3 protein-coding genes and 1 pseudogene are annotated in these 3,141 nt (G+C 72.1%); 2 read left to right on the top strand and 2 right to left on the bottom strand.

The features are described 5' to 3' along the window. The first annotated feature begins 59 nt into the window (after nt 1-59). Nucleotides 60-755: an MBL fold metallo-hydrolase gene (locus K6I33_RS33590; RefSeq protein ID WP_229358552.1), complete on the top strand. Its 696-nt coding sequence runs from the start codon at nt 60-62 to the stop codon at nt 753-755. A gap of 49 nt (nt 756-804) precedes the next feature. On the opposite strand, the gene K6I33_RS33585 is transcribed toward K6I33_RS33590, so the two are convergent. Then, the gene (locus tag K6I33_RS33585; RefSeq protein ID WP_229358550.1) at nt 805-1,974 is read right to left on the bottom strand and encodes a trypsin-like serine protease; all 1,170 of its coding nucleotides are present in this window, start codon (nt 1,972-1,974) and stop codon (nt 805-807) included. A gap of 167 nt (nt 1,975-2,141) precedes the next feature. Further along, the gene (locus K6I33_RS33580; RefSeq protein WP_229358547.1) at nt 2,142-2,546 is read right to left on the bottom strand and encodes a VOC family protein; all 405 of its coding nucleotides are present in this window, start codon (nt 2,544-2,546) and stop codon (nt 2,142-2,144) included. Between the two features lie 72 nt (nt 2,547-2,618). Between K6I33_RS33580 and K6I33_RS33575 the strand changes: the two are divergent. Next, nucleotides 2,619-3,141, top strand: a pseudogene (locus tag K6I33_RS33575) (hypothetical protein); the annotation flags it as partial.

Below are 3,141 nucleotides of genomic sequence, written 5' to 3'. Positions count from 1 at the left end.
GGCCGGGGGCGCGTGCCTAGCGTGACCGTATGACGGAGACGACGATCCAAACTTCTCAAGTGACCCCCGATATATGGATGATGACGTTCACGGTCGGCCAGGCGTACGCGGTGCGCCTGCCGGGCGCGGAGGGCTGGGCGCTGGTGGACACGGGGCTGCCGGGGCACGCGGAACGGATCCTCGCGGAGCTGGCGGGGCTGGGTGCCCGCCCGGGGGACGTCCGGGAGATCGTGCTGACCCACTCCCACATCGACCACATGGGCTCGGCGGCCGATCTGGCGGAGGCCACGGGGGCGCGGGTGCTGGCGGGAGCGGGGGACGCGGCCGTGATCCGGGGCGAGGCGCCGGAGCCGCCGCCGGTGCTGGAGGACTGGGAGGTCCCGATCTTCGAGTCCGTGCAGCCGAGGCTCGCCGGCGTGCCGGCGCCGCGGCCGTGCCGGGTGGACCGGGAGCTGGGGGAGGGGGACGTCCTGGACTGGGGTGAGGAGGTCCGGGTCGTGCCGGTGCCGGGGCATACGGAAGGCAGCACGGCCCTGCATCTGACGCGGTCCGGGGTGCTGTTCACGGGTGACACCATCGCCAACGCCGGGGAGCTGATGCTGGGCGTCTTCAACGTCGACCGGCCGCGGGCCGTCGCCTCCTTCCGCCGTCAGTCGACGCTGGGAGTTCAAACGGCCTGTTTCGGCCATGGCGCGCCGATCGTGGGCGGGGCGGGGGAGGCCCTGAGGGCCGTGGCAGCCCGGCTGACGGCATAAGGAAGTGGGGGGCGCCACCGGCGCCCCCCACTCCCTGTTCCCTTACGGGTCAGATCTTCCAGACCTGGTCGGACCAGGCCGGGTTGCAGTCGTACTGAGCGGCGGGCGAGCCGTTCCCGCTCTCCCGGGAGAAGACGACCAGGCACCGCTTGCTGAAGGTGTTGCGGATCTGGTAGCCGCCGCTCGCGACCGGCACGAGGTCCCACACCTGGTCGGACCAGGCGGAGTTGCAGTCGTGCTGGGCGGCGGGGGAGCCGTTGTCCTGGCCGTTGGCGTAGACGACGAGGCAGCGTTTGCTGAGGGAGTTGCGGATCTGGTAGCCGCCGGTGGAGACGGGATCCAGCTGCCACACCTGGTCGGCGTAGGCCGGGTTGCAGTCGTACTGCGTGGCCGGGGCACCGTTGTCCGGCGTCCGCCAGGACACCACCAGGCAGCGCTTGCTGAAGTCGTTCATCAGGGACGCGGTCTTCAGCCGGGCCTGCCGCACCCACGGGCCGAGGTCGTCCACGCGGGTCTCGGTCATGCCCTTGCGGGTCTCGGTGGAGCCGAGGCAGCCGGTCTGCCAGGAGGCGGTGCTGATGGCCGCCAGCTCGGCGCGGCCGTCCTTCTCCTGGAACGCCGGGCCGCCGCTGTCGCCCTTGCACAGGCTCGCGTCGGCCGGGGCCTTGGCGGCGAGGCCGAGCGTGGTGCCCTGGACCGACGCGACGGTGAAGGCGGCCGAGTGCAGCCGGGAGGGCACCCACTCGTCCTTCGTCCGGCCGTAGCCGGTGACGCGCAGCACCTCGCCCTGGGCGGGCGTGGTCGCGCCGATGGCGATCGGGGCGACATCGGTGACGGGCTCGGCCAGCTGGGCGAGGACGACGTCACGGTCGTCACGGGTGAGCAGCTCCGTGACCGCGACCGTGCGGCCCTTGTCGGTGCCGAGGTCGGTACGGCCGACCGTCACCGTGGTCTTCAGCTTCGGCGCCCCGGAGACGGGCTTGGCGGCGCCGTCGGCGAAGCAGCCCGCCGCGGTCATCACCCAGCGCTGGTCCACCAGCGCGCCCGAGCAGCTCCGCTTGCCGTCGCCGATGTCCACCTTCGCGGTGAAGGCGTAGGCCCCGTCGGCGACCGGGTCGCCGACGACGGCGTGCGCCGGCGCCGAGGTGAGCAGGCCGGCCGCGAGGGCGGCGGGAAGGAGAGCCGTGAGCCATGCGGCACGCGGACGTCTGCCAGACATCATCACGAGGTCCTTAGTGGTGCGAATACGAGAGAAGCTGGCACGGTCCGGACGGCCGGAACGATGATCCCAGAAGTGGATCAAGGTCGGCTAGATGGCGGAAACAAGTGATATGGCGCATTCCTTATGCCTCGGGACGGCACCATGCCTCAGGACAGCACCATGCCTCAGGACGGCACCACCCCCTGCTGTCCGTAGCAGAGGCAGAAGGGATGCCCGGCCGGGTCGGCGAACACCCGGAACCCGCGCTCCCGCCCGCCGCTGTCGTGGAGGAACGTCGCACCGAGCGCGACGACCTCCCGCTGGGCGCGCTCCACGTCCTCGCGGGTGTCGACATCGAAGTCCAGGTGCATCTGCTGCGGACGCGCGGGATCCGGCCACCGGGGCGGGACGTACTCGCCCTCCACCCGCTGGAAGGCGATCCGCTGCCGCGTGGCCGGATCGGTCAGCCACACCCAGCCGGGGTCGCTGTCGTCGGCGTCCACCCGCCAGCCGAGCACGGCGGAGTAGAAGCGTGCCAGGGCGAGCGGATCGGGACAGTCGACGACGACACACTGCATTTTCGCGATCATGAGACAACAGTCCAAGACGACAACAGGCTTTGTCCATGGTCACCGTCGCCCCTGCCGTCACACAGTGACGGCGTGACCGTAGAAGCCACAGGCCCCAGCCGTCGCGCCGTCGTCGTCACCGCAGCCGCCCTCGCGGGCGCCGGCACGTTCCCGGCCCGCGCCACGGCACGCGGCGCCGAGGCGCTCCTGCGCTCCGGGACCCTGGACGTACGCGTCGACACGGCCTTCCCCCGGATCGTCTCCTACACCGACCGCGCCACCGGCGCCGTCCTCCACGGCCAGGAGGACCCCGTCACCTCCCTGCTCGTCGACGAGACCGAGCACACCCCGGACGTCACCGTGTCGCTGACCGCCGACCGCGCCGCGTACACGCTCACCCTCCCCGCCGGCACCCGGATCGACGTCGAGATCCGCGTCCACGGCTCCCGCGTGGACTGGCGCGTCACCCGGATCGCCGAGGCCCCCGCGCTCCGCGTCGGCACCCTGCGCGTCCCCGGCCTCGCCTTCCTCTCCGTCCGCAGCACCCAGCCCGGCGCGGAACTCCTCGCCGCCCGCCTCCAGCTGGACGCCGCCAAGAGCGGCGACACCCACATCC

Origin of the sequence: Streptomyces sp. UNOB3_S3 (genome assembly GCF_020740895.1) — a bacterium.
GTDB lineage: Bacteria > Actinomycetota > Actinomycetes > Streptomycetales > Streptomycetaceae > Streptomyces.
This window is presented reverse-complemented; position numbering and strand designations above follow the sequence as displayed.